We start from the raw sequence: 25254 nt of genomic DNA on the forward strand, positions 1-25254 counted from the left end.
GGGCCCCTTCCCCCAACCCGGTTACTTGGCAGGGGTGATATCGAGAATGGTGCCATTGGTGATTTTCACCAGCACATAACGGTCATTGACCCGCGCCCACTGGCTGTCGTCATGGGGGGCTTTGAGCCCGCGCTTTTTCCAGTCTGCAAGGGCCGATTCCTTGCGCACCAGGATATCCGGCGCACGGTCTCCCACTTTCAAGTCTCGGGTATTGATGTTTGAAGGCTCCACGGTTTTCTGCGGATTGTCCTCGGCCTGCACGGTAAGGCTGGTGGCGGACAGGCTGGCGGCAACCAGCAGGCTGGCAATCAGGGACGTTGCTTTCATGGGCATTCCTTCAATAAATGATGTGTACCCAGGTTCCGACAGCAGGGCTGGGCAATCATTCACCGGCAATCCAGGCACCGATTGCCTGCCGGAAAATCCCGCGGTGGATGGCAAGCCGGCTCCTACACTGGACCGCCTATTGCGCTGGTGAAATTAATCCTGTAATTTTTCATGAAATTTTTAGATAAGAATTTCACGAAATCCCCATGGACAAACAAGAAGAACTGGACGCCCTGGCGATCCTGATTCACGACCTGCGCAAGTACAAAAAGCTCACCCTGGCCCAACTGGCACAGAAGATCGAGCGTTCCGTGGGGTTCCTGTCCCAGGTCGAGCGGGGGTTATCGCGCCCCACCGTAGCGGACCTGACTGCCATCAGCCATGCCCTCGATGTGCCCACGACTTATTTCTACAGCCTGTCCAAGCCCAAGGCGGTGGACTGGGTCACGCGCCCCAACGAGCGGCGCACGGTGTATTACGCCAATGGCATCACCGACATCCTCGTCTCGCCGAGCATGCAAGGGGCGTTTTCGATCCTCGACAGCCTGCTCGAACCCGGCGCCAACAGTGGCGAACAGACCATGAGCGACCGCGCCGAACAGGCCGGTTTTGTGCTGGAAGGCCACCTGACGCTGTGGGTCGAGGGCGAGGCCGAGGCGGTCACCCTCGGCCCCGGTGACAGCTTTCACCTGGCCAGTTTCGCCCACTGCCGCTATGGCAACCTGACCGACCTGCCGGCCCGCGTGCTGTGGGTCTATAACTGAGGCACACCAAGGAGCGTCACCCGTGAAAAGCCATTCCTCCACGTTACTGGCCGAAGTGCGGACCTTTCGCCAGAACCATCCGGATGTACGTTATGTCGACCTGATTTGCCTGGACATCCCAGGGCGGTTCTACGGCAAGCGCTACCCGGTTGAAATGTTGGAAAAAGTCGCCGCCGGCAGCCCCCTGAAGCTGCCGCAGAACGCGGTACTGCTGGGCGCCCAGGGCGGTTTGTTCAAGATCGGCGACTATTGCTTCCACGACGGCGACCCCGACGCCAACCGCCGCCTGGTGCCCGGCACGCTCAAGCCGGTGAGCTGGGAAGCGCAGCCCCTGGGGCAGATGCTGATCACCTCTGACGGCACCGAGGCGCCCATCGAATTCGAGCCCCGGGAAGTACTGGCCAAAGTCCTGGAACGCCTGCACCGCAAGGGCATTCACCCGGTGGTGGCGTTCGAGCTGGAGTTCTACCTGTTCGACCGGAAACTGGCCGACGGCCTGCCGCAATTTGCCCGCGACCCGTTGAGCGACGACCCCGATGACCAACCGACCCTGCACATCGAGCGGCTGTCGCGTTTCGCCCCGGTACTCGATGACATGGTGCAGACCGCCCAGGCCCAAGGGATCGACATTACGGTGATCACTGCCGAGTTGGGCCCCGGCCAGTTTGAAATCAACTTCGGCCACCTCGACGACGGCCTGCGCGCCGCGGACTGGGCCGCGCTGTTCTGCCGCAGCACCCGTGGCGTGGCGCTCAAGCATGGCTATCGCGCCAGTTTCATGGCCAAGCCCTACCTGCAACATCCGGGCAGTGGCATGCATGCGCATGTCAGCCTGTACGATGCTGCCGGCAACAACCTGCTGGCGGCGCACCAGCAGCAACCGTTGCGCCACGCGGTGGCGGGTTGCCTGGAACTGCTGCCCCATTGCATGCCGATTTTCTCACCCAACCACAACGCCTTCCGCCGCCTGGGCGGTACGGTCAATGCCGCTACCAAGGCCTGTTGGGGTTATGAAGACCGCGATGCCTGCGTGCGCATTCCCGAGTCCGACCCGCGCAACCTGCGAATCGAACATCGGCTGGCCAGTGCCGACGCCAATCCATACCTGGTGCTGGCGGCAATCCTGGTCGGGCTTGAACATGGCCTGGAGGCGGCGCGCGAACCTATCGCACCGCTGAACGAGGACCGCGACAGCGGCCACGACTTCCCCCTGGAAATGCTCGAGGCCGTGCGCGCCATGCAACAGCAACCTGCGCTGCGCGAGGGCTTGGGCGCGGAGTTTGTCGACGTCTACTGCGAAAACAAACGCCAGGATCACCTGGCTTTCCAGCAGGAGATCAATGCGCGGGAATATCGCTGGTATCTGTAAATACCGAGCACCCTGCCCCCCCTTGTGGGAATAGCTTGCCTGCTCCCACATTTTGAGCTTCGCGGCCTTGAGCAAGGTGTTACCTTGAAAAAGCCCGACGAACGCCCTCTCCTGCGGACTCCCCATGACCGAGCAAAGCACCCCTGCCCTCAAGGAAATCTTCAACCTCGAACGCCTGCAGCACATCGCCGATGAGATGAGCGCGGTGTACCCGTCATTCGATGCCAAGGGATTTCTCAAGCACGCCAGGCGCGACCTGGACGGGTTGTCGGTGATGCAGCGCATGGCCCGCGTCAGTGAAAGCCTGCACGCGGTGATCCCCCTGGACTATGCGCACACCCTCAAGCATCTGTATGCCCTGGCCCCGCGCCTGAACAGCGGTTTTGTCAGCCTGTTCCTCGGGCACTATGTGGCCAGCTATGGCCTGGATGACTTCCAGCGCTCGATGGCGGCACTCAAGTACTTCACCACCTTTGGCTCTGCCGAATTTGCCGTGCGGGCTTTTCTGCTCAAGGACTTCGAGCGCACCCTGGCGGTGATGCAGCAGTGGTCGCTGGATGACAATGAACACGTACGCCGCCTCGCCAGCGAGGGCTCGCGGCCGAGGTTGCCGTGGTCGTTTCGCCTGGCCCAGGTGCAGGCCGACCCGCGCCTGTGCGCATCGATCCTGGAGAACCTCAAGGCCGACAGCAGCCTGTATGTGCGCAAATCCGTGGCCAACCACCTCAACGACATCACTAAGGATCATCCCGACTGGGTGCTGCAGGTGATCGAGAGCTGGTCCCTGGACAACCCCCACACCGCCTGGATCGCCCGCCACGCCCTGCGCAGCCTGATCAAGCAAGGCAACACCCGCGCGCTGACGATCATCGGCGCAGGCGCGCGGGCCGAGGTGAAGATCCACCAGTTCAAGGTCGAGCCGGCGGTGATTCGCCTGGGTGAGCGGATCAATCTGTCGTTCACCCTCGAATCCCTGGCCAGTGCCCCACAAAAACTGGTGGTGGACTACGCCATCGACTACGTAAAAAGCGCCGGCCATAGCGCCGCCAAAGTGTTCAAGCTCAAGGCGTTTACCCTCGGCGCGGGTGAACGGCATACCGTGCTGCGTGGCCAACACATCCGCGACATGACTACGCGCAAGCACTACCCCGGCCAGCACACCGTGCATGTACTGGTGAACGGCGAACGCTTGGGCAGCACCGGCTTTGAGCTGATCGACTGACCCTTCCTACTCATCCGAAGGCTCTATCTCGGGCCTTTCGGCGATATTTATTGTCCTACAATGCTAGCCTTTGGTGTTGCGATCCATTATCATCTGCTGCCTTCTCGGTACCCGCCAGGGTATCTGTGTCAACGTTCCACCTGAGGCGCCCATGCACCGTTTCTCGTTTTACCGCCCTTTGATATGCGCCAGTCTGGGGCTTGTTTCGCACACCGCCCATGCCGCGTTGCAACCCATGGCCGAAGCTGCACTTGCCAACGAATCCGAGCTGCACTGCCACTTCAACCGTGACGCCAGCACCGATTGCACCACCACCTATCACTACACCATTCTCCAGCCCAGTGGCCGGGAGATATTGTCGCGAATCGACTTCAACTACGCCGAAGGCGATGGTTTTGAAGTGCTGCACGCCGAGTCCACCCAGCCCGGCGGCAAGCCCCAGGCGCTGGACGAGGCGCAGATCGATACGCGCACCGCGCCCAACCCCGACCAGGGGTTTTCCCGCCTCAAGCAAACGTCCCTGGCCTTCCCCAACCTGCGGGTCGGCACACAGATCCGCTACACCGTGCGCGAACATCACCCGGCCAAGCCGCTGATGACCGAATTCCACTACGCCCTGCAGTTTGGCCCCAGCAACGCCCGCCGCGATCGGCTCAAGGCGCGCTTCACCGCCGAACGGCCCATCGAGTGGCGCGCCGAGTCGATGGATGGCTTCACCATCACCCCGTCGGTCAATCGCAAGACCCTGGACATCGAGCAAAAAGCGCCGAGCTATCTCAACTACATCAACGAATCGGGCCACGCCTATATGCGGGTGATCCCCCGGATCGAAGTGGGCAGCAGCCTCGATGTACAAAAGCACTTTGGCGGCTTTGCCCAGCGCTACAACCAGATCCTCGCGGCCAACCTGCCGGCCGCCAGTGCCGCTGCCGTGGCGGCGGTGAAGGGCCTGGCCCCGGCCCAACAAGTGGCCGGGCTGATGCAGCACATCAACGATCACTACCGCTACCTGGGCGACTGGCGCGCCACGGATCGCGGCTATGTGCCGTTTAACCTGGCAGAGATCGAACAGCACGGTTACGGCGACTGCAAGGACCTGGCGATTCTCCTGACCGCCATGCTCAAGGCCAGCGGGATCAAGGCCGAGACCGCCTGGGTCAGCCGTGGGGATGTGGTGGATTCACTGCTGGTGCCGGGCACTGGCGCGCCCAACCATGCGATCGTGCGCGCCGAAGTGGCCGGCCAGGTGTGGTGGCTGGACCCGACCAACCCGGTGTTCGCCCCGGGCCAGACCATGCCCGACATCCAGGATCGCTGGGTGCTGGTCAACGATGCACAGGGCCAGGTACGCGAGGAACACATCCCCCTGGCGCGCCCTGACACCAGCATCCGCCTGGACAAGCAGGTGCATTACGACAAGCAGGGCAACGGCACGACCCGCGCCAGCGTCACCTTCAGCCGCCTGACGCTGATGCAATTGAGCATGGCTGACCGCGAACAGGGCGCCACCGCCACCGACCAGAATATCTGCGACAACTTTGGCCGCGAGATCAGCGATTGCCAGGTCACCCGCCAACCCACCGGGTTTGTGCAGCCCGACAGCTACACGGTCAAGGCCAGCATGACTGACCTGCGCGCCCTGGAAAAACTCGACGAAGGCTACGTCTACACCGACCAGTCGCTCAAGGAGAAGTGGGACGGCCTGCTCAACTACCGCCGCAACGGGCAACGGGGCGACCTGTACCTGGGCAATCCGGACACCGTCGACTACACCTTTACCTTGACCGGCGGGAAGATGGACAAGCCGGTTCAGGGCTGCAAGATCAGCTCGCCCTGGTATGACCTGGAACTCGATGGCGAACCGCTCAAGGATGGCTTGCGCTACCACTACCGGCTGACCCAGAAAGTGCGCTGGTTGAGCCATGATGAAATCGTCAGTGCGCCGTTTGAAAAGATGATCAACGATGCCCGTGCGTGTGGTGAACAGGTGCACCAGACGGTAAAACTCTAAGCCTGTGTGGGAGCTGTCTCGCCCTGCGAGGCTGCGATGACGGCGGTACTGCCAGCATTGATGTTGACTGACCTGCCGCCATCGCAGCCTCGCAGGGGCTCGACAGCTCCCACATTTGATCTCTGTAAAGCCCCCTTGCCCTTCGCTACTCGCCCAACAGCAGCCCCTGCTCCTTGGCGCACAACTCCACCACGTAATCCCACAACACCCGCAACCGCACCGACTTGTGCAGTTCGCGCCGGGAGCTGATCCAGTAGCTGCGCTGGATGCCCTCCTCCGGCAACAGCGGCACCAAGTCCGGGTCGCCGGCGGCCATAAAGCATGGCAACACCGCAATCCCCAGCCCTGAGCGCGCCGCCTGGTGCTGGGCGATCACGCTGGTGCTGTGGAATACCACCCTGGGGTTGCGGCAAAAGCTGCTGAGGAATTTCAATTCCTGGCTGAACAACAGGTCGTCGACATAATCGATCCAGGCATGGGCGGCCAGGTCTTCGCGTTTCTCGATGGCTGGCGTGCGCGCCAGGTAGCTGCGGCTGGCGTAGAGGGCCAGGCGGTAGTCGGTGAGTTTGCGCGTGACCAGTTGATCGACGCTGGGCCGCTCCAGGTGGATGCTGATCTCGGCCTCACGGTTGAGGATGCTGACAAAGCGCGGCACCGCCACCAGTTCCACTTCCAGCCCCGGATAACGCTCGAACAGGCCACCCATGCGGCTGGCGAGAAACATCACGCCCAAGCCTTCGGCCACCCCCAGGCGAATCTTGCCCAGGGGCGCGGCGGAATGGGTCAGTTCTTCTTCGGCCAGCAGCGCCACGTTCTCCATGGCTTCGGCATGCTTGAGCAGCGCTTCGCCCGACGGCGTCAGTTCATAACCCTGGGCGTGCTGCACAAACAGCGCAGTGCCGAGGCTTTTCTCGATGGCCTCGATGTGCCGGGCTACGGTCGCATGCGTGGTTTTCAGGCGCTGGGCGGCGGTGAGCAGGCGCCCGCTGCGCTGCAACTCAAGAAAATACCGCAGGTCATTCCAGTCGAACATGTCACCCCCCTCTCGGCCATGAGCGCAGCGCTGTTTAAAAACGCACAGCAGCTGGGTAAAAACTAACATTTTTAAGACGAAAACTAACAACTAGGATGGAGCCAATAAGAAAAACAAGCGAGACCCCAGATGACTATTGCACCTGCGCAATACGATTACGTGGTGGTAGGCGCCGGCCCTGCGGGCTGCCTGCTGGCCAACCGACTGTCCGCCAACCCTGCCCATCGCGTGTTGCTGCTTGAAGCGGGCGGGCGCGACAACTATCCCTGGATCCATATCCCCGTCGGCTACCTGTTCTGCATCGGCAACCCGCGCACCGACTGGTGCTTCAAGACCGAGGCCCAGTCTGGCCTGCAAGGCCGTGCGTTGAGCTATCCGCGGGGCAAGGTGTTGGGCGGTTGCTCGTCGATCAACGGCATGATCTACATGCGCGGCCAGGCCAATGACTACGACGGTTGGGCCGCCGAAGGCAATCCCGGCTGGGCTTGGGACGATGTATTGCCGCTGTTTAAACAAAGCGAAAACCATTTTGCCGGTGCCTCGCCGCTGCATGGCGACAGCGGCGAATGGCGCGTGGAACAACAGCGCCTGCACTGGCCGATCCTCGACGCCTTCCGCGAAGCCGCCAAGCAGAACGGCATCGCCAGCATCGACGACTTCAACCAGGGCGATAACGAGGGGTGTGGCTACTTCCAGGTCAACCAGAAAGGCGGCGTGCGCTGGAATGCGGCCAAGGCGTTTCTCAAGCCCATCCGCCAGCGCGCCAACCTCACGGTGCTCACTGGCGTGGAAGTCGACCGCGTACTCCTGGAAAACGGCCGCGCCAGTGCAGTGGCGGGCCGCCAGCAAGGGCAAGCGGTGACGTGGCAAGCGCGCAAGGAAATCATCCTGTGCGCCGGTGCCGTGGGTTCGCCCGGCATCCTGCAGCGCTCCGGGATCGGCCCTTCGAGCATCCTCAAGCCCTTGGGCATCGAGGTACGGCACGAACTGCCAGGAGTCGGCGGCAACCTGCAAGATCACCTGCAACTGCGGCTGATCTACAAGCTGGAAAACGCCCGCACCCTGAACCAGATCGCCGGCTCCGTGTGGGGCAAGATGGGCATGGGCCTGCAATACCTGTATGACCGCAGCGGCCCGCTGTCCATGGCCCCCAGCCAACTCGGCGCCTTCGCCCGCTCGGGACCGGAACAGACTTCGGCCAACCTCGAATACCACGTGCAGCCGCTGTCGCTGGAGCGCTTTGGCGAACCGCTGCACGCGTTCCCGGCGTTTACCGCGTCGGTCTGCGACTTGCGCCCACAGAGTCGCGGACGCATTGATATCCGCTCGGCCGATCCGGCGGCGCCGCCCCTGATCCAGCCCAACTACCTGAGCCATCCCGAAGACTTGCGCGTGGCCGCCGCAGCCATCCGCCTGACCCGGCGCATTGTCGGCGCCCAGGCCCTGCGCCCCTTCAACCCGGTGGAATACCTGCCCGGTGAGGCGTTGCAGAGCGACGAACAATTGCAGGAAGCCGCAGCGCGGATCGGCACCACGATCTTTCACCCGGTCGGCACCTGCCGCATGGGCCAGGATAAGGACGCGGTGGTCGATGCCCAATTGCGCGTGCACGGCGTGCCGGGCCTGCGCATCGCCGATGCCTCGATCATGCCGCGTATCACCTCCGGCAACACCTGCTCACCCACGTTGATGATCGCGGAAAAAGCCGCGCAACTGATCCTGTCCCCGCCAACAAGGAACCTCACCCCCGAAAGAGAACAGACAACACCGGCATGACCTGTAGAAGCCGGCAAGCCTACAGGGCAAGAGCGGCGCTGAAGTTGGCGCCGACAGTGGAACAACAATAAATAATCACTGTGAGGGCTACCCCATGTCAGAACGTGCTCAACCCCTGGACGCCACTCCTGGCGCCACTGTCTCCAGCAAGGAGTCGCAAAAGGTCATCTTCGCCTCGTCCCTGGGGACGGTGTTCGAGTGGTATGACTTTTTCCTCTATGGCGCCCTCGCGGCGGTGATCAGCAAGCAATTCTTTGCCGGGGTCAACGACACCACGGCCTTTATCTTCGCCTTGATGGCCTTTGCCGCCGGTTTTGTGGTGCGGCCGTTCGGCGCGCTGGTATTCGGCCGCCTGGGGGACATGATCGGGCGCAAGTACACCTTCCTCGCCACCATCATCCTGATGGGCGTGGCGACTTTCTGCGTAGGCCTGTTGCCCACCTACGCCAGCATCGGCATCGCTGCGCCGATCATCCTCGTGGTGCTGCGCATGCTCCAGGGCCTGGCCCTGGGCGGTGAATACGGTGGCGCCGCGACCTATGTCGCCGAGCACGCCCCGGCCGGCAAACGCGGCTTCCATACCAGTTGGATTCAATCCACCGCCACCCTCGGCCTGCTGCTGTCGTTGCTGGTGGTGCTGGCCTGCCGTTACTTCACAGGCGATCAGTTTGAAGTCTGGGGCTGGCGCCTGCCGTTCCTGCTGTCCATCGTGCTGCTGGGGATTTCCACCTGGATCCGCATGAGCCTGCACGAATCGCCCGCGTTCCTGAAAATGAAAGAGGAAGGCAAGGCCAGCAAGGCGCCGATCCGCGAGTCGTTCGGCAACTGGGAAAACCTCAAGGTGGTGTTGATTGCACTGTTCAGCATCAACGCCGGCCAGGCCGTGACCTTCTACGCCGCGCAGTTCTACGTGCTGTTCTTCCTGACCCAGTTCCTGAAGATGGACCCGGCCCTGGCCAATATGCTGCTGATCATCAGCGTGGTGATTGGCGCGCCGTTCTTTATCTTCTTCGGCTGGCTCTCGGACAAATGGGGGCGCAAGCCGGTGCTGATGGTTGGCCTGCTGCTGGCCACCGCCCTGTACTTCCCGATCTTCAAGGGCCTGGCCCACTACACCAACCCGGCCATGGACCAGGCCAGCCGCCAGGCCCCGATCACCGTACTGGCGGACCCGGCCACCTGCACCTTCCAGTTCGACCCGGTGGGCAAGGCGCGCTTTGACAGCCCATGCGACAAGGTCAAGACCTTCCTGGTCAAACAGGGCCTGCCCTACAGCAGCGAAGCCGCACCTGCCGGCAGCGCCGTGCAAGTGAGCATCGGCGATGTGCGCATCGACGGCTACGACGAAGACGCCCTGCGCGGCGCCGTGACCCTGGCTGGCTACCCGAAATCGGCGGACGTGGCCCAGGTCAACAAAACCATGGTGGTGGTGCTGATCGTCGCCCTGATCCTGATCGCCGCGATGTGCTACGGCCCGCTGGCCGCGCTGATGGTGGAACTGTTCCCGACGCGCATCCGCTACACGTCCATGTCGCTGCCCTACCACATCGGTAACGGCTGGTTTGGCGGGTTCCTGCCAACCGTGTCGTTTGCCCTGGTGGTGTACACCGGCGATATTTTCTACGGGCTGTGGTACCCGGTGGTGATTACCGGGGTGAGCCTGATCGTCGGGCTGCTGTGCCTGAAGGAAACCAAGAATGTGGATCTGGATAAAAACTAATATCCCGCAAAGCCTGTAGATCCCTTGTGGGAGCGGGCTTGCTCGCGATGGCGGTAGGTCAGTCAATGAATGCAGTGACTGGCACACCGTCATCGCGGGCAAGCCCGCTCCCACATTGGTTTGCCGGCGCCCACACAAATTGCTGTATATCCATACAGATAAAGGTTGCTCAATTCCCTTCTTTTGCCCATCCTGCTCTCCATTCAACTATGTAACGAATGGGCTGAGCATGCGGCTGTTCCTCTGTGAAAAACCCTCCCAGGCCAAGGATATCGCGGCCGTGCTCGGCGCCCGGCGCCGGGGCGACGGTTGCTGGCTGGGAACCGACGTCACCGTCACCTGGTGCATCGGCCACCTGCTGGAAACCGCCCCGCCCGATGCCTACGACGCCAAGTACAAGCGCTGGGTGCTGGCCGACCTGCCCATCGTCCCGGAAAAATGGAAGATGACGGTCAAGCCCAAGACCGCCAACCAGTACAAGGCGGTCAAGCGCCTGCTCGGGGAAGCCCGGGAATTGGTGATTGCCACCGATGCCGACCGCGAGGGCGAGATGATCGCCCGGGAGCTGGTGGAGCATTGCCGCTATCGCGGGCCGATCCAGCGCCTGTGGCTGTCGGCTCTGGATGATGCCTCGATCCGCAAGGCCCTGGCCTCGTTGAAGCCTGGCGCAGACACCTTCAGCCTCTACCATTCGGCCCTGGGCCGCTCCCGTGCCGACTGGCTGATCGGCATGAACATGAGTCGCCTGTTTACCCTGCTCGGCCGCCAGTCCGGCTATCAGGGCGTATTGCCAGTGGGCCGGGTGCAAACCCCGACCCTGCGCCTGGTGGTGGACCGCGACCGCAGCATTGCCGACTTCGTCCCGGTGGCTTACTGGGCAATCGACGTCGAACTGCTGGACCAGCAGATGCGCTTTATCGCGCAATGGCGCGCCGCCGACGATCTCTGTGACGATCAGGGCCGCTGCCTCAATCCGGAGCGGGCACAGCAGGCGGCAACGGCGATGAGCAACGCAGCCAGCGCGCGCCTGGTGAAGCTGCGCACCGAACGCATGCGCGAAGTGGCACCGCTGCCCTTTGACCTGGGCACGCTGCAGGAGATCTGCTCGAAGAAGCTCGGCCTCGGCGCCCAGGAAACCCTGGATATCGCCCAGTCCCTCTACGAAACCCACAAGGTCATCACCTACCCACGCAGCGACTGCGGCTACCTGCCCGTGAGCCAGCATGGCGACGCGGCGACTATTCTCGCGGCACTGGGCCGCGCCGACCCGGCGGTAAATGCGCTGATGCCACACCTCGATGCGCAACGCCGCTCCCGTGCCTGGAACGACGCCAAGGTCAGCGCCCACCACGGCATCATCCCCACCGGTGCCGGCAAGGACCTCGCGCAACTGACCGGCAAGCACCGCGCCGTCTACACCCTGGTCCGCGCCCGTTACCTGGCGCAGTTCCTGCCCAACCACGAGTACGACCGCACCCAGGCGGATTTCGACTGTGCCGGTGAAGCCCTGCGCGCGGTAGGCAAAGTGGTGGTGGAGCCGGGCTGGAAGCGCGCCTTGCCCGAAGCCCTGGCGCCCAGCAAGGGCCGCGAGGCGCCGGCGCCACAGCCTTTGCCAGCGTTGGTGCAGGGCCAGGATTATGCAGTGGCGAAGGTCAACCTCAAGGACCTGTGGACCCAACCGCCCAAGCCTTTCACCGAAGGCGACCTGATCAAGGCGATGAAGAACGTCGCCAAACTGGTGGAGGACCCGTTGCTCAAGCAAAAGCTCAAGGACACCACCGGCATCGGCACCGAGGCGACGCGGGCCGGAATCATCCAGGGCCTGCTGGACCGTGGTTACCTGGTGAAAAACGGCAAGGCACTGTCTGCCACACCGGCGGCCTTCAGCCTTATCGACGCGGTACCCAGGGCGATTGCCGATCCCGGCACCACCGCCATCTGGGAGCAGGCCCTGGACATGGTGCAAAGCGGTGAGATGAGCCTGGAAGAGTTTGTCGCCAAGCAGGCAGCCTGGATGAGCAAGCAAGTGGCCCGCTGCAATGGTATGCAAATGACCATCAGCGGCCCGGCCAGCCCGGCAGGCCGTGGCGCCACCCCCTGGAAAAACAAACGCAAGCCGGCCAAACGCAAGGCCGGCGCCAGCCCGAAACGGGCGGCAAAACCGGCAAACAAGGGCTGAAATACCGAAAAAAGTCGGGTAATGACGCTTTTCAAGCGGATATACGCCGCTTTAGGTCTTGCTCTGGCGCCAGCGGTCTAGGATTCTGTAGGAACTGCCTAATAACAAAACCGGGGTGGCCACCATGAAAACCGTCGCACAGTTGCTCAAGTCCAAGGACCAGAAGAATCAGGAAGTCCATACCATCCAGTGGAACCACACCGTGTTTGAGGCGCTGGTGGTGATGGCAGCGAAGAACGTCGGCGCTTTGCCGGTGGTCAAGGACGACAAGGTCGTTGGCATCATCAGTGAGCGCGACTACGCGCGTAAACTGATTCTCCATGGACTGTCCTCGACGAGCACACAGGTCCACCAGGTGATGAGTTCACCGGCAATCACCGTGGATACCCACAAAAGCGTCGAAGACTGCATGGGTATCATGACTGACGGCCACCTGCGCCACCTGCCCGTGGTGGAAGGCGGAGAACTGCTGGGCCTGCTGTCCATCGGCGACCTGGTCAAGGAAGCCATCGCTGAACAGGCTGCCCTTATCCAGCAATTGGAACAGTACATCCGCGGCGAATAGCATTTACCAAAACACCTCGAAGCCAATGTGAACACAGGCTTATGTGGGAGCGGGCTTGCTCGCGATAGCGGTGGATCAGTCAAAAAAATTACTGACTGATCCACCGCTATCGCGAGCAAGCCCGCTCCCACATTAGATCACTGGAAGGGTCCAGCATCGCCATGCTTACCCCGACTCCCCGGCACAAAAAATGACGCCCAAGTCACCTTTTCCCAGACCGCCCTCTCTTCTGCAAAAAATATGTAGTGATCAAAAATAATCACTACATAACCGTTGACGTAACCATTTTGACCTTGCATGATTCAAGCGTCTCCCGGATCGGGAGCGTTGGTAACACGCGTTTTGAACAAGCTCGTCTGACCGCCGAGCTGTTTTTCCGGATGTGCACTGCCCACAAGGCAGATTGATGAAGCTGACCGGCCCGAAAGGATCGGTACAAGAAGCTCAAATGCTGCTTGTCTTCGTTATGAAACCATTGCGTAGCAGTTCATCAGAAACACTACATGCATCAGGTTCAAGACCCTGCCCGTATTTGGCAGACCGTTTCTGACGCCCGGTTTTCGCAACCGGAGACAACTAACGTGGATTAACGAATCAACTGAAGATCGCCAACTGGTCAAGGGGCTTACACATGAATCTGAACAACCAACCAACTATCGATGAATTGGCTGAGATGTTCGCAGCGCAGAAAGACACACTCGACGACCATATCCTGTGGATTGGTAAATCGGGCGAAGTGCAAATTGACTGCCTGGCGCCCCATACCGAAGAAGCCGAGTTCGACCGCAATAACCGTGAACTGGCGGCGCGCCTGAAGATGTACCGCCGCGGCCAGGGTTATGTCGGTAAAAAGGCCGCTGCCGATCGCAACTTTATCGAGCAGGTCTTCGATACACTTAACAATGCCTGGGAGTCGTTCAAGGACAACTCGCAAGTTAAAGTGATTGACCGCTACTACTAAGAATAACTAGACCTTTGTGGGAGCTGGTTTGCCTGGGATAACCGTTTAACGATCAACAGAGTTGTTGAATGTTAGATAGCTATCGCTGGCAAGCCAGCTCCCACATTTGTTTGTGTTGACTTAAATCCCCGGGAATCGCCCCTTCTGCGCTTCGCCCCTGAAGATATCAAACAGTGCCTGCGCCGCCGCCGACAGCTCATGTCCTGGCTTGGTCAGCACCCCAATCGGCCGCTCGATCACGGGATCACACAAGGTGATGCAACGGGCACCTGCCTCTTCCATCTGCTGCGCGCACAATGCTGGCACGGCGCTGACGCCCAGGCCGCTGGCGACCATCTTGCCCACCGTCGCCAATTGATGGCTTTCCAATGCCACCGGCAGCTTCATCTGCAAGGCACCCAGGTGCTCTTCCAACATCACCCTTACCGTCGAAGGCCGCTGCAAGGTAATGAAGGGTTGTGCCAGCAGGGTTTTCCAATCGATCTCGGTCATGTGTGCCAGCGTTGAGTCACCGGGCACTACCGCGACAAAGCGGTCCAGGTACAGCGGGGTAAAGGCCAACGACGATCCCGATGAAGGTTCAAATGCCACACCCAACTCGACCTGGCGATCGCGGACCATTTCCAGGACCTGTTCGTTGATCAGGTCGTGCACCGTGACATTGACCTGGGGAAACCGCGCGCGAAAGATCTTCAGGATCGGCGGCAGCAGGTTGCCGGCAAACGACGGCATAGCCGCCACCGTCACTCGCCCGCGCTGCAGGGTGAAGCGCTGGCGTAGTTCATCCTCGGCATTGTCCCAGTCGGCAATCAAGCGCCGGGCCAGGGGCAGCAGGGATTCGCCTTCCGGGGTCAGCGCGACGTTGCGCGTATTACGGCTGAACAGCCGCCCGCCCAGGCCTTCCTCCAGGCCTTTGATAGTCAGGCTCAAGGCCGACTGGGACAAATGCAGGCGCTCACAGGCGGCGGCAAAACTCAAGGTCTGGGCCACGGCAAGGAAGGCCCGCATCTGTTTAACTGTCATGACGCTGCTCCAATGGCCGGATAATTGTGCTGTTTTTTAAATCAATCAACCTTAAAAAACAACTTAACAAATCAATCCCCCGGCGCAACACTCGGTTCACTGGCTGGACCACAAACAATAAAAGAGGTGCATATGGCAGGTTTCGATAAACGCGTGGCGTCCTATGAAGAAGCGCTGGCAGGCCTGGAAGACGGCATGACCGTACTCTCCGGTGGTTTTGGCCTGTGCGGCATCCCAGAAAACCTCATCGCCGAAATCAAGCGCAAAGGCACCCGCGACCTCACGGTAGTTTCCAACAACTGCGGCGTCGACGGCTTCGGCCTGGGTGTATTGCTCGAAGAAAAACAGATCCGCAAGGTCATCGCCTCCTACGTCGGTGAAAACGCCCTGTTCGAGAAGCAACTGCTCAGCGGTGAAATCGAAGTGGTGCTCACGCCCCAGGGCACCCTCGCGGAAAAAATGCGCGCAGGCGGCGCCGGCATTCCAGCGTTCTTTACCGCCACAGGTGTTGGCACGCCCGTCGCCGAAGGCAAGGAAACCCGTGAATTCAACGGGCGCCCATACCTGATGGAAGAATCCATCACCGGCGACTTCGCCATCGTCAAAGGTTGGAAAGCCGACCATTTCGGCAACGTGATCTACCGCCACACCGCCCAGAACTTCAACCCGCTGGCCGCCACCGCCGGCAAGATCACGGTGGTCGAAGTCGAGGAAATCGTCGAACCGGGCGAGCTGGACCCGGCGCAGATCCACACCCCTGGCATCTACGTCGACCGGATTATCTGCGGCACCTTCGAGAAGCGCATCGAACAGCGCACTGTCCGCAAATAATCTGCCTCCAGCCCGAACAATAAGGACTCATAAAATGGCTCTTACCCGCGAACAAATGGCTCAACGCGTCGCCCGCGAAATGCAGGACGGCTTCTACGTCAACCTCGGCATCGGCATCCCGACCCTGGTGGCCAACTACATTCCCGAAGGCATGGAAGTGATGCTGCAATCGGAAAACGGCCTGCTGGGCATGGGACCGTTTCCTACCGAAGACACCATCGATGCCGACATGATCAACGCCGGCAAGCAGACCGTCACCGCACGTATCGGCGCGTCGATCTTCTCCTCGGCCGAATCCTTCGCGATGATTCGCGGCGGCCACGTTGACCTCACGGTGCTCGGCGCCTTTGAAGTGGACGTGCACGGCAACATCGCCTCGTGGATGATCCCCGGCAAGCTGGTCAAGGGCATGGGCGGCGCCATGGACCTGGTGGCCGGTGCAGAAAACATCATCGTGATCATGACTCACGCCTCCAAGGACGGTGAGTCCAAGTTGCTCAGCCAATGCAGCCTGCCGCTGACCGGTGCCAACTGTATCAAGCGCGTGCTGACGGACTTGGCCTACCTGGAAATCGAAAATGGCGCTTTCGTCCTCAAGGAACGCGCACCTGGCGTCAGCGTGGAAGAGATTGTGAGCAAGACCGCCGGTAAACTGATCGTCCCGGACCACGTTCCAGAAATGCACTTCCAGTGAGGACAGATTCCATGCAAGACGTCGTGATTGTTGCTGCCACCCGCACCGCCGTGGGCAGCTTTCAAGGGGTCCTGGCCGGCATCCCGGCACCGGAACTGGGCGCCGCCGTGATCCGCCGCCTGCTGGAGCAGACCGGCCTGGACCCTGCACAAGTGGACGAAGTGATCCTCGGCCAAGTGCTGACCGCAGGCTCCGGCCAGAACCCGGCGCGCCAGGCGTCGATCCTCGCCGGGCTGCCCCACGCGGTGCCGAGCCTGACCTTGAACAAGGTCTGCGGCTCGGGCCTCAAGGCCTTGCACCTGGGCGCTCAGGCCATCCGTTGCGGTGATGCCGAAGTGATCATCGCCGGCGGCATGGAAAACATGAGCCTGGCCCCTTACGTGCTGCCCGCGGCCCGCACCGGCCTGCGCATGGGGCACGCGAAGATGGTCGACAGCATGATCACCGACGGCCTGTGGGATGCGTTCAACGACTATCACATGGGCATCACCGCCGAGAACCTGGTGGACAAGTACGGCATCAGCCGTGAAGCTCAGGATGCCTTCGCCGCCGCCTCCCAGCAAAAAGCGGCCGCGGCGATTGAAGCCGGGCGCTTTGCCGATGAAATCACGCCGATCCTGATTCCCCAGCGCAAGGGCGACCCGATTGCCTTTAGCGTGGACGAACAACCCCGCGCCGGTACCACCGCCGAGTCCCTGGGCAAGCTCAAGCCCGCCTTCAAGAAAGACGGCAGCGTCACCGCCGGTAACGCGTCGAGCCTCAATGACGGCGCCGCCGCCGTGCTGCTGATGAGTGCCGATAAAGCCAAGGCTCTCGGCCTGCCGGTGCTGGCGCGTATCGCCAGCTACGCCAACGCGGGCGTCGACCCGGCGATCATGGGCATTGGCCCGGTGTCTGCAACCCGTCGCTGCCTGGACAAGGCCGGCTGGCAGTTGGCCGACCTGGACCTGATCGAAGCCAACGAAGCCTTCGCCGCGCAAGCGCTGGCAGTGGGCAAGGAACTGGAGTGGGACGCGGCCAAGGTCAACGTCAACGGCGGCGCGATTGCCATCGGCCATCCGATTGGCGCATCAGGCTGTCGGGTGCTGGTGACCCTGCTGCATGAAATGCTCAAGCGCGATGCCAAGAAAGGCCTCGCGACCTTGTGCATCGGCGGCGGCCAGGGCGTGGCATTGGCCCTTGAGCGCGACTGATTCAACGAGCAACACGAAAAAGGCCCGGCTCCACGAAAAGCCGGGCCTTTTTTTGCCTATTTTGATTGGCGAACACCGTCCAATGTAGGAGCTGGCTTGCCTGCGATAGCGGTGTAACAGTCAATGCTACCGGTGACTGCCCCACCGCTATCGCAGGCAAGCCAGCTCCTACATTAGATCTCTATCGTCAATTGGATTGCGGCACGGCGAACACCGCATTGGCCCGCACCACCACCTTCTCCCCCACCTGCAAGCTGACCGTGGCAAACGCCATCTGCCGCCCGCGCTTGTGATGCTCCAGCTGCACCTCGATCCACTCGCCGACCTGCACCGCCCCCAGATAATCAAGGGTCATGCTGGCGGTAATCAACGGCACCGGTGGGTCGCTGGAAAACGCCATGGCGTAGCCCATGCCGACATCCGCCAGGGTTGCCAATACACCACCGTGCACCGTACCGCGCCCATTGGCATGGCGGTTGTCGGCGCGCAGGCCCAATTGCAGCCGTAGGCCCTCACCACGGCAATACACCGGGCCCAGTAGATCCAGGAGCGGGCTGCTGCGGGTTAAGGGAGCAAAACCTTCAGGGACGTTCGTCATGGTGGATCTTCCTTGTGACCGGGCATGAGGTTTAACCTGCATCGCTCGATGCGGCCAGCATGATCAACCGGGGAAATCTGGGCCGATAAGCCTGCGCTTGCTTTGCGTTCGCCGGGCAAACCGGCTTTAATCGCCGCGCATTTATCCCGCACACTTGAAGGAACCGTAATGCGCCACCTGGAAGGCAGATCTACTGCGTTAATGTTATTGGCCGCCCTACTGCTCGGCGGCTGTTCGCCCAAGGAATATTCCGAAGGCACGCCAATCAATGGTGAACAGGGCCGGGCCGGCGCGCTGCTGGCCTATGAACACGAGTTGAGTCTGGCGATGCCGCTGGCCCTGCTCGCGCCGCGCATGCAGGCCACCCGCCAAGCCTGCGAGTCGGCACAGTTCGGCGCCTGCAATATCCTGCGTATCGAAGAAAACAGCGACGGCGGCATGATCGTGTTGCGCATCGCCCCCAGCGGGGTCGAACCCTTGGTGAAGATGGCGGCCGAGGGCGGGCAACTGGGCCAGCGCATCACCAGCGCCGAAGACCTGGCCGACGCAGTGGCCGATGTGCGCCGCCGCCAGCAACGTTTGCAGGCCCAGCAAAAGCGCCTGGATGAACTGGCCGCACGCAAGGACATCACCGTGGGCGACCTGATCACCCTCACCAAGGAACAGGCTGCCATCGAAAACGAGCTACAGGAGTTGGCGCAGATCGCCGCCGGCCAGCAGCGGCGCCTGGACACCAACCGCGTGACCCTGAACTTCAGTCCATCCGACGGCGAGCATCAGCAATCACGTTTTGCGCGGATGTTCGGCAACCTGGGCGACAACCTGGTCGACGGCACCGCCGATGCCCTGGAACGCTCCAGCTACGTGCTACCGTTCGTGATCCTCGCGTTCCCGGTGTTGTGGCTGTGGGTCTGGCTGTGGCGCAAGCTAGTCAAGCGCCGCCCCTGACCTCAACGCTTCATGCAGCGCTGGTAACGCTCATCCACGCGCTTGGCGAACCAGGCCGTGGTGAGGTTGCGGGTGATCTTCGGGCTCTTGAGCACAATCCCCGGCAGGATCGCCCGTGGCAGCGGCTTGCCTTCGGCTTTTTCGGCCAGGGCAAATACCCGCTGGTACAGGGTGGTCTGTTCAAAGTCCAGGCGATCGCCCTGCTCCAACTGGCTGCGAATGCTCGGGTTGCGCATGTCCAGCTTCTTGCCCAGTGAGCGCACCGCCAACTCCGTGGTGCCGGGCATGATCGAGCCATAGCGGATCAAATCGCCATCCAGCGCCAGGCGGGTACCGGAAGCGCGGCTGACTGCGGCCTGGAACGCGGCATTGCGGCTGGCGTACCAACCGGCGTTGAAGTCGGCAAAGCGGTACAGCGGCTGCTCGTAGCTCACCGGATAACCCAGCAAATGGGCAATGCCGAAGTACATGCCGCCACGCCGGGTGAACACTTCGCGGCGAATGCTCCCGTCTACGGTGTAAGGATAATTGCGCGCCTGCTGCTCGGCGAAGGCAATGCTCACCTGCATCGGGCCTGCGGTATGCACTGGGTTGAAACTGCCAAACAAGGTACGGCCCAACGGCACGGTGCCGATAAAGTCGTCAAAGATCCCACTCAGGTCCTTCTCGGTTCGCGCGGCGTTCAGGCGTTCGGCGTAGGACTTGCCCGTGGGCGAGCGCAGTTGCAGCGCGGTGCGCACCAGCACTGCCGGCACATGCACCCTGGCCGCGCGCTTGAGGATTTCATCCTGGGCGATCTTGCCCATGTTCGGCACCGGCGGGTCAACCTGATAGGTGGACTCTTGCTCGGTGACCGCCAGCACCGCACAGATATTCTCGGTGCTGGGGTAGATTTTCTGGCTGTCGAGTGCCGTGTAGATATCCTGAGCCCAACCGGCGCGATCCGGCACCTTGGCCGGCATCAGTCGCACGATCTGCGCCTTGACCTCGGCCTCGCTGCGCTCGGGGAGCTGCTGGCTGCGTTGGGTCGAACAACCGGCCAGCACCAGTAAGGCGGCCAGGCACAGAGTCAGCCGGGATGAAAACATGCGGGGGGTTTCCTGTGAGTCGCTGAAAGCACCCACTATCTCACAAACCCACACCCATCCCTGTAGGAGCGGGCTTGCCCGCGATGGCATCCTCAAGCCGGCCCCCACAGTACGGCAAGCGCCGGGATCAGATACCGGCGAGCGCCAGGTCCATCGCAAAGTAGGTGAAGATCAGGTCCGCACCGGCACGCTTGATCGAACCCAGGGTTTCGCGCACCACACGGGCTTCGTCGATGGCACCGGCCTGGGCACCGAACTTGATCATCGCGTATTCGCCGCTGACCTGGTACGCCGCCACTGGCAAGCGCGAGGCTTCGCGGATGTCACGGATGATGTCCAGGTACGCACCGGCCGGCTTGACCATCAGCGAGTCGGCCCCTTCCTGCTCATCGAGCAAGGATTCGCGCACGGCTTCGCGGCGGTTCATCGGGTTCATCTGGTAGCTTTTGCGGTCGCCCTTCAGTGCACTGCCACCCGCCTCGCGGAACGGGCCATACAGGGCCGAAGCGAATTTGGTGGAGTACGCCATGATCGGGATATGGCTGAACCCGGCCGCGTCCAGGGCCCGGCGAATGGCCTGGACCTGGCCGTCCATCGCGGCCGACGGCGCGATCACATCGGCACCGGCACGGGCTGCCGCCACCGCTTGCTTGCCCAGGTTGGCCAGGGTGCGGTCGTTGTCCACTTCATTGCCGTGCATCACGCCGCAATGACCGTGGTCGGTGTATTCGCAGAAGCAGGTGTCAGACATCACGATCATTTCCGGCACTGCGTCCTTGCAGATCGCCGACATGCGCGACACCAACCCACGCTCGTTCCAGGTATCGCTACCGCTGGCGTCCAGGTGATGGGACACGCCGAATGTCATCACCGACTTGATCCCGGCGCGGGCAAAACGCTCGATTTCACTGGCCAGTTTCGATTCGGGGATGCGCATCACACCGGGCATGCTGGTAATCGGCACGAAATCGTCGATTTCTTCTTCGACGAAGATCGGCAATACCAGGTCATTGAGGGTGAATTCGGTTTCCTGGAACAGGCTGCGCAGCTCGGGGGAACGGCGCAGACGGCGGGAACGGGCTTCGGGGAACTGACTGGACATGGGTTTTCCTACAATTTCCTACAAAAAACGCCAGGGCAAGTGGCAAGGCCGCTAGCTTAAAGGCGAAAGCTTATGCCTGGATTGACCGAGAGCACAAATACGGCGGCCATAACGGTGTTTTGCCGTTCACGTAACAATGCGCCCAGGCGGAACAAGCAGCAGCAACGAGTGACCTGCTGCGACCGGGCTGGCCCGTTCCCCACAGGTGCTTTTCGGCGTTACAGGGTCAGGCGCCCTTCGATACACAGGGAGACGGCGCCGCCGATCCAGATCTCATCGCCCTGCTGCTGCACCCGGATACGCCCGGCGCGGCCAATGGCCGTGCCCTGGCTGACCACATACTGGCGGGGGGCCAGGCCCGCACTCAGCAGCCATTGCGCGACGCCCGCATTCAGGCTGCCGGTGGCCGGGTCCTCGGGTGCACCGTCACCGGCAATAAACGCACGCACCTCGAACTGCGCATCGACGTCATCGCGTGTCGGATCGCACGGGGCAACCACGCCCACCGCCAGCCCGAGCAGTTTTGAATAGTCCGGCTGCAAGTCCAGCACTGCCTGGCGATCCGGCAACATCAACGCCAGCCAGCCGGCGCCGTTATCGACCCATTGGCTGCGCACAATCGCCTCAGGCTCAAGGTTAAGCGCCAGGCGTACACGCTCCAGCAGCTCGGCATCCAACGGCCCTGAGCGCAGCAACGGCGGCGCGATAAACGCCAGCTCCTCGCCCTGGCGACGGATGCGCACCAGGCCAATCTCGCACTCCTGGATGATTTCGCTGCCCCGGGGCACACCACCGGCTTGCAGCCACGCCTGGCAACTGCCCAGGGTTGGGTGACCGGCGAACGGCAGCTCCTGCACGGTGGTAAAAATACGCACCCGGTAATCCGCACGCGGGTCGCGCGGTTGCAGCAGGAACGTGGTTTCGCTGAGGTTGGTCCACTTGGCGAAGTCGGCCATCTGCTGGTCACTGAGGCTATCGGCGCCCAGCACCACTGCCAGCGGGTTGCCCTTGAGGGCCACGCTGCTGAATACGTCCAGTTGCTTGAAATCGAAAGTCGGCATGGGTCAGCTCGGAATATTCAGGCCACGGATCACCGCCGGCCGGGCGACAAAGCCATCCAGCGCGCGCAGCACATTGGGGAAGTCACTGATGCCCACCAGATCGCCCGACTCATAGAAGCCAATCAGGTTGCGGATCCAGGGAAAGGTCGCGATATCGGCGATGGTGTACTCATCGCCCATGATCCAACTGCGGCCCAGCAGGCGTTTTTCCAGGACGTCCAGCAGGCGCCGGGCTTCAGCCGCATAGCGATCACGAGGGCGCTTGTCTTCGTAGGCCTTGCCGGCAAATTTATTGAAGAAGCCAACCTGGCCGAACATCGGCCCGATCCCGGCCATCTGGAACATCAGCCATTGCAGGGTTTCGTAGCGCGCGGCGGGTGCCTGGGGCAGCAGTTGCGCGGTTTTCTCCGCCAGGTAGACCAGGATCGCCCCCGACTCGAACAACGCCAGCGGTTCACCGCCCGGGCCGCTGGGGTCGATGATCGCCGGGATCTTGTTGTTGGGGTTCAGGGACAGAAACTCTGGCGAGAGCTGGTCCTGGGTGTCGAAGCTGACTTTGTGCGCCTCATACGCCAGGCCCACCTCTTCGAGCATGATCGAGACCTTGACCCCATTGGGCGTCGGCAACGAGTACAGCTGCAGGCGCTCGGGGTGCTGGGCTGGCCATTTGGTAATAATCGGAAACGCTGCAGCTGAAATCATCGATATACCCCAAGGTGAGAAAAACCCATGATAGCCATCCGGCGGCACGCTTGCATCGGTCTTCAATTCGCAACATCCGCCGGCTAATCTCCTGTACCAAGCGAACCAAAACGCCCTGACGCACTCTTAGAAGCGCTTGAACGGTTGAATGGAGGCATACCGCCATATCTGTCACGGAAAACCGCACGATGCTTGGAGCGTCGCTGTGGCTGGGCCTTCCAGCCTTGATCCGACGCACTGAAGACTCGAACCCTAATGACTATCAAGCCTTTGTGCATTGGCAAACGTTTTAGAAAATGTGCTTATTTCCTGGTGCCGACACTGTTTGTCGGTGGCGCCTTGATGCTGGCCTTTGAAGCCCGCGAAAGCAGCGCCGAGCCGAAGAACGGCGTGCAGACCCTGGTGTTCCTGCGCCATGGCGAGAAGCCCGTGGGCGGCCTGGGCCAACTCAATTGCCAGGGCCTCAACCGCGCGATGAACCTGGCCACCGTATTGCCAGAAAAATTCGGCGCCGCCGATTTTGTATTCGCGGCCAACCCGACGCGCAATGTCGAGGAAGGCGAGTTCGACAATTCCTACAGCTACATTCGCCCATTGATGACCATCAGCCCCAGCGCGATCAAACTCGGGCTGCCGGTGAACATCGAGTTTTCGGCCAACGACACCAGCGATCTGGCTGACGAGTTGATGGAGGACAAGTACCACAACTCCACCATCTATACCGCCTGGTCCCACGGCTACCTGCCGGAATTGATCAACAAGGTCGCGAGCGAAGCGGTCGGCGAGAAGTACACCATCACCGAAGACTGGTCCGGCGGCGATTTCGACACCTTGTACGTGTTGACCCTGACCTGGCAGAACGGCAAGGCCAGCCTGCTCAGCCGCAACTACAAGCAAGGGCTGGATAACGGCTTGCAGACCTGCCCGGATGCGACGCACGTAGCCGCCGACACCTGACACCGGGACCGCGTATGATGCGTCGCTATCGACTTATCTGCGGATCTTGACCATGTCTAACCTCACCTCTGCCAGCCCTGTACGCGGCTGGTCCTTCTGGTGGAAGCCGGCGCTGTTCCTGTTGGTGGCCTGCGTCGGCCTGTATTACGTGAAGTGGTCACCCTACTACTTCAAGGCGTTCGTCGCGGCGGACAGCCACAGCATCGGCAACTCGATCCTCAATGACCAGCAAGGCTCGCCATTGGCGGCGGCCCTGGCCTATGCCCAGGTGTATTTCCTGGCGATCTGGAAAGCCGCCGTGCTGGCGGTAATTCTCGGTTCGTTGCTGCAAGTATTGATTCCACGGGACTGGCTGTTGCGCCTGTTCGGCCGCGCCGGGCTGGGCTCCACGGTGCGTGGCGGGCTGTTCGCCCTGCCGGGCATGATGTGCAGTTGCTGCGCCGCGCCGGTGGCCGCCGGCATGCGTCGCCAGCAAGTATCGGTGGGCGCCGCCCTGGCGTTCTGGATGGCCAACCCGGTGCTCAACCCCGCGACCCTGGTGTTCATGGGCTTTGTGCTGGGCTGGGATTTTGCCGCGCTGCGGCTGGTGGCCGGGGTCGTACTGGTGATCGGCGTCGCCCTGATCGCCCAACGTATCGCCCGCCCCGAGCAGGTGCCACAGGTGGCGCTGGAGGCCGTGGCCGACGTCAGCGGCGCCGAGACCCAACCCTTCCTCAGCCGCTGGCTGCGCACCTTGTGGCAGTTGTTCTGGAGCACCATCCCGATCTACATCCTCGCGGTGTTGCTGTTGGGCGCGGCGCGGGTGTGGTTGTTTCCCCATGTGGACGGGGCGATGGCCGACAGCCTGCTGTGGCTGGTGCCGCTGGCGATTGTCGGCACCCTGTTTGTGATTCCGACTGCCGCCGAAATCCCGATCGTACAGACCATGATGGCCCTGGGGCTCGGCACCGGGCCCGCAGTGGCACTGCTGATGACCCTGCCGAGCGTGAGCCTGCCGTCGCTGTTGATGCTGCGCAAGGATTTCGACACGCGGGTGCTGGTGACGGTGGCCGGGTTGACCATGCTGATGGGCGTGGTGTGTGGGTTGGTGGCGGTGGTCGTCCTGTAGGGAGGGGCTGACTGTCAGGGCC

Annotated in this window: 24 protein-coding genes; 15 read left to right on the plus strand and 9 right to left on the minus strand. The window is 61.8% G+C overall.

What is annotated here, in order from left to right:
• Window positions 1-21 precede the first annotated feature (21 nt).
• A complete protein-coding gene (locus AC19YY_RS05200; protein ID WP_070995670.1) occupies window positions 22-327 on the minus strand; it encodes an RcnB family protein in 306 nt (101 codons plus the stop codon).
• Between the two features lie 206 nt (window positions 328-533).
• On the opposite strand from AC19YY_RS05200, the gene AC19YY_RS05205 reads away from it, so the two are divergent.
• The 4 genes from AC19YY_RS05205 to AC19YY_RS05220 all read left to right on the plus strand — a co-directional run bounded on the left by AC19YY_RS05205 (window position 534) and on the right by AC19YY_RS05220 (window position 5693).
• Window positions 534-1091, plus strand: a complete 558-nt coding sequence (locus AC19YY_RS05205; protein ID WP_500603916.1) for a helix-turn-helix domain-containing protein — start codon at window positions 534-536, stop codon at window positions 1089-1091.
• A 22-nt stretch (window positions 1092-1113) separates the two neighbouring features.
• Window positions 1114-2460 carry a glutamine synthetase family protein gene (locus AC19YY_RS05210; protein ID WP_500603917.1) on the plus strand — a complete coding sequence of 449 codons (1347 nt, stop codon included), beginning with the start codon at window positions 1114-1116 and terminating at the stop codon, window positions 2458-2460.
• Window positions 2461-2584: 124 nt separating this feature from the next.
• Window positions 2585-3682 (plus strand): DNA alkylation repair protein, encoded by a 1098-nt coding sequence (locus AC19YY_RS05215; protein ID WP_500603918.1) that lies wholly within the window; start codon window positions 2585-2587, stop codon window positions 3680-3682.
• A gap of 151 nt (window positions 3683-3833) precedes the next feature.
• Window positions 3834-5693 (plus strand): DUF3857 domain-containing transglutaminase family protein, encoded by a 1860-nt coding sequence (locus AC19YY_RS05220; RefSeq protein WP_170043169.1) that lies wholly within the window; start codon window positions 3834-3836, stop codon window positions 5691-5693.
• Between the two features lie 145 nt (window positions 5694-5838).
• Here AC19YY_RS05220 and AC19YY_RS05225 read toward each other — a convergent pair whose 3' ends face one another.
• Window positions 5839-6726, minus strand: coding sequence for a LysR family transcriptional regulator (locus AC19YY_RS05225; RefSeq protein ID WP_169956169.1), 888 nt, complete (start codon window positions 6724-6726; stop codon window positions 5839-5841).
• Window positions 6727-6855: 129 nt separating this feature from the next.
• On the opposite strand from AC19YY_RS05225, the gene AC19YY_RS05230 reads away from it, so the two are divergent.
• The 4 genes from AC19YY_RS05230 to AC19YY_RS05245 all read left to right on the plus strand — a co-directional run bounded on the left by AC19YY_RS05230 (window position 6856) and on the right by AC19YY_RS05245 (window position 12966).
• Window positions 6856-8502 (plus strand): GMC family oxidoreductase, encoded by a 1647-nt coding sequence (locus AC19YY_RS05230; protein ID WP_492634408.1) that lies wholly within the window; start codon window positions 6856-6858, stop codon window positions 8500-8502.
• Between the two features lie 94 nt (window positions 8503-8596).
• Complete coding sequence (locus tag AC19YY_RS05235) at window positions 8597-10222, plus strand: MFS transporter (protein WP_170043170.1); 1626 nt, start codon at window positions 8597-8599, stop codon at window positions 10220-10222.
• Between the two features lie 229 nt (window positions 10223-10451).
• The gene (locus tag AC19YY_RS05240; RefSeq protein WP_500603919.1) at window positions 10452-12401 is read left to right on the plus strand and encodes a DNA topoisomerase III; all 1950 of its coding nucleotides are present in this window, start codon (window positions 10452-10454) and stop codon (window positions 12399-12401) included.
• A 124-nt stretch (window positions 12402-12525) separates the two neighbouring features.
• A complete protein-coding gene (locus tag AC19YY_RS05245; protein WP_169956176.1) occupies window positions 12526-12966 on the plus strand; it encodes a CBS domain-containing protein in 441 nt (146 codons plus the stop codon).
• A 137-nt stretch (window positions 12967-13103) separates the two neighbouring features.
• On the opposite strand, the gene AC19YY_RS05250 is transcribed toward AC19YY_RS05245, so the two are convergent.
• Window positions 13104-13265 (minus strand): hypothetical protein, encoded by a 162-nt coding sequence (locus AC19YY_RS05250; protein WP_169956119.1) that lies wholly within the window; start codon window positions 13263-13265, stop codon window positions 13104-13106.
• 332 nt (window positions 13266-13597) lie between these two features.
• Between AC19YY_RS05250 and AC19YY_RS05255 the strand changes: the two genes are divergently transcribed.
• Entirely contained in the window at window positions 13598-13927 is a 330-nt protein-coding gene (locus AC19YY_RS05255) for a hypothetical protein (RefSeq protein ID WP_029296579.1), read from the plus strand.
• 120 nt (window positions 13928-14047) lie between these two features.
• On the opposite strand, the gene AC19YY_RS05260 is transcribed toward AC19YY_RS05255, so the two are convergent.
• Window positions 14048-14950: a LysR family transcriptional regulator gene (locus AC19YY_RS05260; protein WP_169956177.1), complete on the minus strand. Its 903-nt coding sequence runs from the start codon at window positions 14948-14950 to the stop codon at window positions 14048-14050.
• Between the two features lie 132 nt (window positions 14951-15082).
• Between AC19YY_RS05260 and AC19YY_RS05265 the strand changes: the two genes are divergently transcribed.
• From AC19YY_RS05265 to AC19YY_RS05275, 3 genes are read left to right on the plus strand one after another with little or no spacing between them, the layout of a single operon-like run.
• Window positions 15083-15781: a CoA transferase subunit A gene (locus AC19YY_RS05265; RefSeq protein WP_048729618.1), complete on the plus strand. Its 699-nt coding sequence runs from the start codon at window positions 15083-15085 to the stop codon at window positions 15779-15781.
• A 34-nt stretch (window positions 15782-15815) separates the two neighbouring features.
• Window positions 15816-16475, plus strand: a complete 660-nt coding sequence (locus tag AC19YY_RS05270) for a CoA transferase subunit B (protein ID WP_027603173.1) — start codon at window positions 15816-15818, stop codon at window positions 16473-16475.
• A gap of 11 nt (window positions 16476-16486) precedes the next feature.
• Window positions 16487-17668: an acetyl-CoA C-acetyltransferase gene (locus tag AC19YY_RS05275; RefSeq protein WP_500603920.1), complete on the plus strand. Its 1182-nt coding sequence runs from the start codon at window positions 16487-16489 to the stop codon at window positions 17666-17668.
• Window positions 17669-17855: 187 nt separating this feature from the next.
• Here AC19YY_RS05275 and AC19YY_RS05280 read toward each other — a convergent pair whose 3' ends face one another.
• Window positions 17856-18266, minus strand: coding sequence for a PaaI family thioesterase (locus AC19YY_RS05280; RefSeq protein ID WP_169956181.1), 411 nt, complete (start codon window positions 18264-18266; stop codon window positions 17856-17858).
• Between the two features lie 168 nt (window positions 18267-18434).
• On the opposite strand from AC19YY_RS05280, the gene AC19YY_RS05285 reads away from it, so the two are divergent.
• Complete coding sequence (locus AC19YY_RS05285; RefSeq protein WP_169956182.1) at window positions 18435-19214, plus strand: DUF4349 domain-containing protein; 780 nt, start codon at window positions 18435-18437, stop codon at window positions 19212-19214.
• A 2-nt stretch (window positions 19215-19216) separates the two neighbouring features.
• Here the strand turns inward: AC19YY_RS05285 and AC19YY_RS05290 are convergent, their stop codons facing one another.
• The 4 genes from AC19YY_RS05290 to AC19YY_RS05305 all read right to left on the minus strand — a co-directional run bounded on the left by AC19YY_RS05290 (window position 19217) and on the right by AC19YY_RS05305 (window position 23167).
• A complete protein-coding gene (locus tag AC19YY_RS05290) occupies window positions 19217-20302 on the minus strand; it encodes a DUF1615 domain-containing protein (RefSeq protein WP_170057911.1) in 1086 nt (361 codons plus the stop codon).
• Between the two features lie 127 nt (window positions 20303-20429).
• Window positions 20430-21404 carry a porphobilinogen synthase gene (hemB, locus tag AC19YY_RS05295; protein ID WP_057959111.1) on the minus strand — a complete coding sequence of 325 codons (975 nt, stop codon included), beginning with the start codon at window positions 21402-21404 and terminating at the stop codon, window positions 20430-20432.
• Window positions 21405-21622: 218 nt separating this feature from the next.
• On the minus strand, window positions 21623-22465 hold the full coding sequence (locus AC19YY_RS05300; protein ID WP_170057910.1) for a PhzF family phenazine biosynthesis protein: 843 nt from the start codon (window positions 22463-22465) through the stop codon (window positions 21623-21625).
• Window positions 22466-22468: 3 nt separating this feature from the next.
• Entirely contained in the window at window positions 22469-23167 is a 699-nt protein-coding gene (locus tag AC19YY_RS05305; RefSeq protein WP_172314209.1) for a glutathione S-transferase N-terminal domain-containing protein, read from the minus strand.
• A gap of 255 nt (window positions 23168-23422) precedes the next feature.
• On the opposite strand from AC19YY_RS05305, the gene AC19YY_RS05310 reads away from it, so the two are divergent.
• Together AC19YY_RS05310 and AC19YY_RS05315 are read left to right on the plus strand one after the other, a co-directional pair.
• Window positions 23423-24124: a histidine phosphatase family protein gene (locus tag AC19YY_RS05310; protein WP_170057908.1), complete on the plus strand. Its 702-nt coding sequence runs from the start codon at window positions 23423-23425 to the stop codon at window positions 24122-24124.
• 52 nt (window positions 24125-24176) lie between these two features.
• A complete protein-coding gene (locus tag AC19YY_RS05315; RefSeq protein WP_170057907.1) occupies window positions 24177-25232 on the plus strand; it encodes a permease in 1056 nt (351 codons plus the stop codon).
• Window positions 25233-25254 lie beyond the last annotated feature (22 nt).

Source organism: Pseudomonas sp. MF09156 (assembly GCF_059862305.1).

Excerpts from the sequence above, each read along its gene's own strand:
- AC19YY_RS05220 (WP_170043169.1), top strand. The coding sequence starts at position 3,834 with ATGCACCGTTTCTCGTTTTACCGCCCTTTGATATGCGCCAGTCTGGGG.
- AC19YY_RS05260 (WP_169956177.1), bottom strand. The coding sequence starts at position 14,950 with ATGACAGTTAAACAGATGCGGGCCTTCCTTGCCGTGGCCCAGACCTTG.
- AC19YY_RS05270 (WP_027603173.1), top strand. The coding sequence starts at position 15,816 with ATGGCTCTTACCCGCGAACAAATGGCTCAACGCGTCGCCCGCGAAATG.
- AC19YY_RS05205 (WP_500603916.1), top strand. The coding sequence starts at position 534 with ATGGACAAACAAGAAGAACTGGACGCCCTGGCGATCCTGATTCACGAC.
- AC19YY_RS05275 (WP_500603920.1), top strand. The coding sequence starts at position 16,487 with ATGCAAGACGTCGTGATTGTTGCTGCCACCCGCACCGCCGTGGGCAGC.
- AC19YY_RS05280 (WP_169956181.1), bottom strand. The coding sequence starts at position 18,266 with ATGACGAACGTCCCTGAAGGTTTTGCTCCCTTAACCCGCAGCAGCCCG.
- AC19YY_RS05290 (WP_170057911.1), bottom strand. The coding sequence starts at position 20,302 with ATGTTTTCATCCCGGCTGACTCTGTGCCTGGCCGCCTTACTGGTGCTG.
- AC19YY_RS05245 (WP_169956176.1), top strand. The coding sequence starts at position 12,526 with ATGAAAACCGTCGCACAGTTGCTCAAGTCCAAGGACCAGAAGAATCAG.
- AC19YY_RS05285 (WP_169956182.1), top strand. The coding sequence starts at position 18,435 with ATGCGCCACCTGGAAGGCAGATCTACTGCGTTAATGTTATTGGCCGCC.
- AC19YY_RS05315 (WP_170057907.1), top strand. The coding sequence starts at position 24,177 with ATGTCTAACCTCACCTCTGCCAGCCCTGTACGCGGCTGGTCCTTCTGG.
- AC19YY_RS05310 (WP_170057908.1), top strand. The coding sequence starts at position 23,423 with ATGACTATCAAGCCTTTGTGCATTGGCAAACGTTTTAGAAAATGTGCT.
- hemB (WP_057959111.1), bottom strand. The coding sequence starts at position 21,404 with ATGTCCAGTCAGTTCCCCGAAGCCCGTTCCCGCCGTCTGCGCCGTTCC.
- AC19YY_RS05240 (WP_500603919.1), top strand. The coding sequence starts at position 10,452 with ATGCGGCTGTTCCTCTGTGAAAAACCCTCCCAGGCCAAGGATATCGCG.
- AC19YY_RS05265 (WP_048729618.1), top strand. The coding sequence starts at position 15,083 with ATGGCAGGTTTCGATAAACGCGTGGCGTCCTATGAAGAAGCGCTGGCA.
- AC19YY_RS05305 (WP_172314209.1), bottom strand. The coding sequence starts at position 23,167 with ATGATTTCAGCTGCAGCGTTTCCGATTATTACCAAATGGCCAGCCCAG.
- AC19YY_RS05235 (WP_170043170.1), top strand. The coding sequence starts at position 8,597 with ATGTCAGAACGTGCTCAACCCCTGGACGCCACTCCTGGCGCCACTGTC.
- AC19YY_RS05255 (WP_029296579.1), top strand. The coding sequence starts at position 13,598 with ATGAATCTGAACAACCAACCAACTATCGATGAATTGGCTGAGATGTTC.
- AC19YY_RS05250 (WP_169956119.1), bottom strand. The coding sequence starts at position 13,265 with ATGCAAGGTCAAAATGGTTACGTCAACGGTTATGTAGTGATTATTTTT.
- AC19YY_RS05300 (WP_170057910.1), bottom strand. The coding sequence starts at position 22,465 with ATGCCGACTTTCGATTTCAAGCAACTGGACGTATTCAGCAGCGTGGCC.
- AC19YY_RS05200 (WP_070995670.1), bottom strand. The coding sequence starts at position 327 with ATGAAAGCAACGTCCCTGATTGCCAGCCTGCTGGTTGCCGCCAGCCTG.
- AC19YY_RS05215 (WP_500603918.1), top strand. The coding sequence starts at position 2,585 with ATGACCGAGCAAAGCACCCCTGCCCTCAAGGAAATCTTCAACCTCGAA.
- AC19YY_RS05225 (WP_169956169.1), bottom strand. The coding sequence starts at position 6,726 with ATGTTCGACTGGAATGACCTGCGGTATTTTCTTGAGTTGCAGCGCAGC.
- AC19YY_RS05230 (WP_492634408.1), top strand. The coding sequence starts at position 6,856 with ATGACTATTGCACCTGCGCAATACGATTACGTGGTGGTAGGCGCCGGC.